This window comes from Saccharothrix sp. NPDC042600, assembly GCF_040647305.1.
Classification (GTDB): domain Bacteria; phylum Actinomycetota; class Actinomycetes; order Mycobacteriales; family Pseudonocardiaceae; genus Actinosynnema; species Actinosynnema mutabilis.
The window spans coordinates 1-5,962 of record NZ_JBEZBW010000196.1 but is presented as its reverse complement, the minus strand read 5'-3'; the positions used below and the strand labels follow the sequence as shown (position 1 = coordinate 5,962).

Genomic DNA, 5,962 nt, shown 5'->3' with positions numbered 1-5,962 from the left:
GACCCCGGCGATCTGTGGTTGCCTCCGGCAGGCCGTGCGGAGGGAGACCGACGCCCTTCCCCTCCGGGGGCCTGCCGCGCGGCGAGCGCCGCTTTCGATCTTGAACTACCGGCTGAGATCAGTACGCAACCCAGCCGCCCCACGCAGGTAAACGTGCTTGACCGACGCACGCGGCAGATCCGTCTCAACGTGGGCCAGCAACCGGATGACCCGCGGCATAGCGCCCGGAACGTCGATCTCCGTAGCGGACAGCAACGGCACATCCGCCAGCCCCGCCATCCGCGCCGCATAGGCAGGGAACTCCGACACCACGTCAGGCGTCGCCGTCAGGACCACGGAGATCAGGTCCTCCGCCGTCAGCCCGTTGCGCTCCAGCACTTCACGCACCAGTTCGGCCGTCGCCTCCAGCACCTGCTCGCGCTCGTCCGCGTCGATCTGGGTAGCACCGCGCACCGCCCTCACCGCCATGCCCCGAGACTAGGTCAGGTCGGCCAACAACAGCCCGCTGCGCGGCTTCGGGGTGAAGTACGTGCTCTTCCGGGGCATCCGGCCACCCGCCGCGTGCACGGCGAGCACGTCCGCCAGCGGCACCGGCGCGATCAGCAGCAGGGCGTCCGCGTCGACGGGGGCGCCGGCCGTCACCGGGTGCACCAGCGGGCTCTCCGGGTCCAGTCCCAGTGCCTTCTCCAGCAGTTCCGACTCCACGAACGCGTGGTCCACCCCGACCGACGGCAGCTCCACCCGCAACGCCCGCGCCCCCGACACCGCGACCACCACCCCCGGCGACGGCCGCGCGGACACGTCGTCCCATTCCACACCCACACCCAACGACCGCCACGCCGCAGCCATGTCCTCCAGGGTCAACCCCGTCCCCACCAACGCCCGGTGGATCGGCCCCACCCGCAGGTCCGGACCGGCCGTGACCAGCGCCAACAGCCCCGGCAACCCGGCCGCCGCCGCAGCCGCCACCCGGTGGTTGCCGTCCGCGACCATCAACGGGTGCGCCCCGGCCGCCGCCAGCAGGGCGTCCTGCCGGGGTCCGGGACCCTCCAGCCACAGCCAGTGCCGCCGCCCGCTCGGGTCCACCATCGACACGTCCGCCGGCCCCTCGACCGACGCCACCAGCCGGGTCAGCTCCGACGCCCCGACCGGCACCAGCAGCGCCGCGCTGGTCACGCTGCCCAACCCGGACAGCACCCGCGCCCGTTCGGCGACCACGTCCGGGTACACCTCCTCGGTGTGCCCCACGGCCGCCGGGTCGGCCATGCACAGCAGGCCGTAAGCCGTCCCGTCCGGCCCGTCCACCCGGTAGGGCGCGACGACGTCGTGCACCCGCCGGTACGCCGTGCGGCACAGGTGGGCCAGCTCCACGCGCGCGCTCGGCAGGGCGTCGACCAGGCTCAACCCGGCCGCCAGCGCCGCCGGCGTGCGGTGCGGGTGCTGCACGGCCAGCAGCGTCCCGCCGCGCGACCCCGCCAACGCCTCCACCACCCGCTCCGGCTCGGCGAACTCGTCCACGTCCGGTCCCGGCACCCGGTCCCGCACCACCCAGCCGCTGCGCACGGCCCGTACCCGATCACCCATACCGACTACTATCGATCTCATGAACGTCGAGGTCACGCCCTTGCCGGGAATCGGTACCCGCCAGGACTTCATGATCCGCGCGGGACGCCGGATCGGCGTCATCACCCACCGCGACGGCAAGTTCGAGCTGATCGTGTCCAGCAAGGACGACCCCGACGACTGTTCCGCGTCCATCGCGCTGACCCCGGCGGAGGCGGGCACCCTCGCGGGCCTGCTCGGCGCGCCGCAGCTGGTCGCGCACCTGGAGGAGCAGCACCGCGACGTCGCGGGCATCTCCACCAGGCAGTTCCCGGTCGTCCCCGGCTCGACCTTCGACGGCCGCACGCTCGGCGAGACCGAGCTGCGCACCCGCACCGGCTCGTCCATCGTGGCCGTGGTGCGCGCCGGCTCGGTGCACCCGTCGCCGCGCCCGGACTTCGTGTTCGCGGGCGGGGACCTGGTGGTCGTGGTGGGCACGACCGACGGCCTGGCCAAGACAGCGGACATCCTGGACGGCTGAGGACAACTTGCACAACACAGCGATCGCCCTGGTCCAGCTCGGCGCCGTCTTCTTCGGACTCGGTCTCCTCGGCAAGATGGCCTGGCGGATCGGCATCTCGCCGATCCCCCTCTACCTGATCGGCGGCCTGGCGTTCGGCCAGGGCGGGCTCGTGCCGCTGCACGGCATCGAGGACTTCACGCACATCGCGAGCGAGATCGGCGTCATCCTCCTGCTGCTCCTGCTCGGCCTGGAGTACTCCGCGGCGGAGCTGATGACCGGGCTCAAGCGGTCGTGGATGGCCGGTGTCGTGGACATCGTGCTCAACGCGGCTCCCGGCGCCATCGCGGCGCTCATCCTCGGCTGGGGACCGGTGGGCGCGCTGGCGATGGCGGGCGTCACCTACATCTCCTCCTCCGGGATCATCGCCAAGGTGCTCGGCGACCTGGGCCGGCTGGGCAACCGGGAGACGCCGGTCGTGCTGTCCGTGCTGGTCTTCGAGGACCTGGCGATGGCGGTCTACCTGCCGATCCTGACCGCCGTGCTGGCCGGCGTGAGCTTCCTGGGCGGGCTGACGGCGGTCGGCATCTCGCTGCTGGCCATCACGGTCGTGCTGGTCGTGGCGCTGAAGTTCGGCAAGTACGTGTCGGCGCTGGTGGACAGCCCCGACCCCGAGGTGTTCCTGCTCAAGGTGCTCGGCGCGGCGCTGCTCGTGGCGGGCGTGGCGGCGCAGTTGCAGGTGTCGGCGGCGGTCGGCGCGTTCCTGCTCGGGATCGCGATCTCCGGTTCCACGGCGGAGAACGCCACGCGAATGCTGGAACCGCTGCGTGATCTTTTCGCGGCGATGTTCTTCGTCGTCTTCGGACTCAACACCGACCCGGCATCGATTCCACCCGTATTGGCATTGGCGATCATCCTGGCGGTCGTCACGACGGTGACCAAGGTGGCCACCGGGTGGTGGGCCGCCCAGCGGCAGGGCATCGGCCGGCTGGGCCGCGCCCGCGCGGGTGCGGCGCTGGTCGCACGGGGTGAGTTCTCGATCGTCATCGCCTCGCTGGCGGTCGCGTCGGGCGGCGTGGACGGCGAGCTGGCGGCCTTGGCGACGGCGTACGTGTTGTTGATGGCGGTTCTCGGACCGGTCGCGGCACGCGTGGTCGAACCGCTCGCGAAATTCACCCGAAAGCGTGGTACGGAACCGGCCGCGGCCTGATCTGTATCTCATTCCGACATCGGTTCTCCCGTATGGCATAAGCACCCACGAACGGCCGCTTGAGCCCGAGCGCGTCGCGGGGTTACACCTGACTGCCCAACCCCAAGGGGGTCGTCATGCCAGAACCGACCGACACCACGACCGGCCGCTACCTCGTCCTGCTCCAGGACGGGTCGGTCGCCGCGGGCGCCCGGGAACTGTCGACCGTGGCCGGCATCCGCACCGCGAGCACGCTGGAGGGCGCCACCGCCGAGTCGTTGCAGACCGTGGACGGCGTCATCTACGCGGGCCTCGGCGTCGCCGTGGTCAACGCGCAACCCGACCAGGTGAACGCGCTGGCCGCGGCGGCCGAGGCGCCGGGACCGATCGCGCTGGTCGAACCCGAGCGCGTCGTGCAGGCGCTCACCGCGCCCGCGCAGGACGACGTGGCAGCCGCCGTGGACGAGTCCGTGTTCACGTGGGGCCTGCAGGCCGTCGGCGCGAACATCAGCACCGCGACCGGCCGGGGCGTCCGGCTGGCCGTCCTGGACACCGGGTTCACCGTGGACCACCCGGACTTCGCCGGCCGCACCGTGCTCACCCAGTCGTTCATCACCGGCGAGACGGTGGACGACGCGCACGGCCACGGCACGCACTGCATCGGCTCCGCCGCCGGTCCGCGCAAGCCCGCGTCCGGCGGGCCGGGCTACGGCGTGGCCTACGAGGCCGACATCTACGCGGGCAAGGTGCTGTCCAACGCGGGCTTCGGCTCCGACGGCGGCATCCTCGCCGGCATCGAGTGGGCGCTCGCCAACGGGTGCGCCGTCATCTCCATGTCCCTGGGCTCCGCGGTCCGCCCCGGCACGCCGCACTCCCAGGTCTACGAGACCGTCGGCCAGCGCGCCCTGGGCAAGGGCACGCTCATCGTCGCCGCCGCCGGCAACGAGAGCCGTCGGCCGGCCAAGATCGCCCCCGTCGGCCACCCGGCGAACTGCCCGTCCATCCTGGCCGTCGGCGCGATCGACGACCAGCGCGCGATGGCGTTCTTCTCGTGCGGCACGGTGGACACGGTCGGCCAGGTCGACGTGGTCGCGCCCGGCGTGAACGTGTACTCCAGCTGGAACGGCAAGTCCGGGGACACCCTGCACAAGCGCATCCAGGGCACCAGCATGGCGACCCCGCACGTGGCGGGCGTGGCCGCGCTCATGGCCCAGCACCACAACGCGCGCGGCTGGGAGCTGTGGGCGCGCCTGATGCAGTCGGCCCGGCGGCTCCCGCTGCCCTCCACCGACGTCGGCGCGGGTCTCGTGCAGGCGCCCTGACGTGGTGCCCGTCGCGGTCACCGTCGCCGACGACGCGGACCTGGCGACCGTCGTCCCGGCCCTCGAACGGGCCGGGATGGCGGTCGAGGGCGTGCTGGCCGCGCTCGGCGTGGTGACCGGGACGGTGCCCGCCGAGGGCGTGTTCGCGCTGCGCCGGGTGCCCGGCGTGGTGCACGTCGAGCGGCAGCGGCAGGTGGGACTACCAGGGGTTTGAACCGACCACCTCGGGTAACCGGTTCGGTGAGACGAACCACTCCCCCGAGGAGGTCGAAACGATGAACGCCCTGCTCGCCGTGCAGACGGCGCAGGCCCAAGGCATCGGTGAGGCCACCGGTGACGCCTTGCGCTCCGTGGTGACGTTCCTGCCGAAGCTGGTCGGGTTCCTGCTGGTGCTGCTGATCGGGTGGATCGTCGCCCGCCTGCTCCGCACCGCCGTCAACAAGGTGCTGGAACGCGTCCACTTCGACCGCGCCGTGCAGCGCGGCGGCATCGGTGACGCCCTGTCCCGGACCCGGTTCGACGCCTCCGGCCTCGTGGCGCAGATCGTGTACTACGCGGTGCTGCTGATCGCCCTGCAGATCGCGTTCGGCCTGTTCGGGTCGAACCCGGTGAGCAACCTGCTGACCGAGATCGTGGCCTGGCTGCCGCGGGCGATCGTCGCGATCGTGATCATCGTGGTGGCGGCGGCCATCGCCCGCGCGGTGAAGGACCTCGTGTCGCGCGCGCTGGGCGGTCTGTCGTACGGGCGGATGGTGGCCAACGTCGCGTCGTGGTTCATCATTGGTCTCGGCGTGATCGCGGCCCTGAACCAGATGGGCATCGCGACCACGGTGACCATGCCGATCCTGATCACACTCCTGGCGACCGTCGGCGGCATCGCGGTCGTCGGCGTCGGCGGCGGCCTGGTCAAGCCCATGCAGCAGCGCTGGGAAGGCTGGCTGACCAAGGCGGAGAACGAGGTCCCGCAGGCGAAGGCCCAGGCCGAGGCCTACCAGCGAGGCCGCGAGGACGTCCGCCGCACCCAGGACGCCCCCACCCAGCAGGTCCCGCGCCCGACCGAAACCCCGGCCCACGCGACGACCCGCACCGGCGCCTCGCCCCAGAGCGCGCCGACCCAGAACATGCCGACCCAGAACATGCCCACTCCTCCGGCCGGGGCACCGGTCCAGCCCCAACCGCGCCCCGGCCAGTTCCCGCCGCCGACGCAGTAACCGGCGGCACGAACCGGGACGGTGGGCCAGTCACCGTCCCGGTTCGCCACGCAAAACACAACCCCCCAGGCGGCAAAGCCGCCAGCGGGCAGTCCACCGGAGGGGACACAACCCAAGCCGGGCTTCTTGCTTGTGTCATCTCCGTATGGCCCGCCCGAAGGGCTACCACAGATTTCCC

The 5,962-nt window shown here is 72.0% G+C and carries 7 protein-coding genes; 5 read left to right on the top strand and 2 right to left on the bottom strand.

Annotated elements, in window-relative coordinates; genetic code table 11:
* Positions 1 to 105 precede the first annotated feature (105 nt).
* Both aroH and AB0A74_RS42405 read right to left on the bottom strand, forming a co-directional pair.
* Entirely contained in the window at positions 106 to 468 is a 363-nt protein-coding gene (gene aroH, locus AB0A74_RS42410; protein ID WP_343940250.1) for a chorismate mutase, read from the bottom strand.
* A gap of 9 nt (positions 469 to 477) precedes the next feature.
* Positions 478 to 1,584 carry a DUF1015 family protein gene (locus AB0A74_RS42405; RefSeq protein ID WP_358258868.1) on the bottom strand — a complete coding sequence of 369 codons (1,107 nt, stop codon included), beginning with the start codon at positions 1,582 to 1,584 and terminating at the stop codon, positions 478 to 480.
* Positions 1,585 to 1,603: 19 nt separating this feature from the next.
* On the opposite strand from AB0A74_RS42405, the gene AB0A74_RS42400 reads away from it, so the two are divergent.
* From AB0A74_RS42400 to AB0A74_RS42380, 5 genes are all read left to right on the top strand, one after another.
* Positions 1,604 to 2,083 (top strand): cation:proton antiporter regulatory subunit, encoded by a 480-nt coding sequence (locus AB0A74_RS42400; RefSeq protein ID WP_358258866.1) that lies wholly within the window; start codon positions 1,604 to 1,606, stop codon positions 2,081 to 2,083.
* 7 nt (positions 2,084 to 2,090) lie between these two features.
* Positions 2,091 to 3,272, top strand: coding sequence for a cation:proton antiporter (locus AB0A74_RS42395; protein WP_358258865.1), 1,182 nt, complete (start codon positions 2,091 to 2,093; stop codon positions 3,270 to 3,272).
* Positions 3,273 to 3,388: 116 nt separating this feature from the next.
* Entirely contained in the window at positions 3,389 to 4,573 is a 1,185-nt protein-coding gene (locus AB0A74_RS42390; protein WP_358258863.1) for a S8 family serine peptidase, read from the top strand.
* Position 4,574: 1 nt separating this feature from the next.
* Positions 4,575 to 4,787: a hypothetical protein gene (locus AB0A74_RS42385; protein ID WP_358258862.1), complete on the top strand. Its 213-nt coding sequence runs from the start codon at positions 4,575 to 4,577 to the stop codon at positions 4,785 to 4,787.
* A 61-nt stretch (positions 4,788 to 4,848) separates the two neighbouring features.
* Complete coding sequence (locus tag AB0A74_RS42380; protein WP_358258861.1) at positions 4,849 to 5,784, top strand: hypothetical protein; 936 nt, start codon at positions 4,849 to 4,851, stop codon at positions 5,782 to 5,784.
* Positions 5,785 to 5,962 lie beyond the last annotated feature (178 nt).

Excerpts from the sequence above, each read along its gene's own strand:
- aroH (WP_343940250.1), bottom strand. The coding sequence starts at position 468 with ATGGCGGTGAGGGCGGTGCGCGGTGCTACCCAGATCGACGCGGACGAG.
- AB0A74_RS42405 (WP_358258868.1), bottom strand. The coding sequence starts at position 1,584 with ATGGGTGATCGGGTACGGGCCGTGCGCAGCGGCTGGGTGGTGCGGGAC.
- AB0A74_RS42400 (WP_358258866.1), top strand. The coding sequence starts at position 1,604 with ATGAACGTCGAGGTCACGCCCTTGCCGGGAATCGGTACCCGCCAGGAC.
- AB0A74_RS42390 (WP_358258863.1), top strand. The coding sequence starts at position 3,389 with ATGCCAGAACCGACCGACACCACGACCGGCCGCTACCTCGTCCTGCTC.
- AB0A74_RS42380 (WP_358258861.1), top strand. The coding sequence starts at position 4,849 with ATGAACGCCCTGCTCGCCGTGCAGACGGCGCAGGCCCAAGGCATCGGT.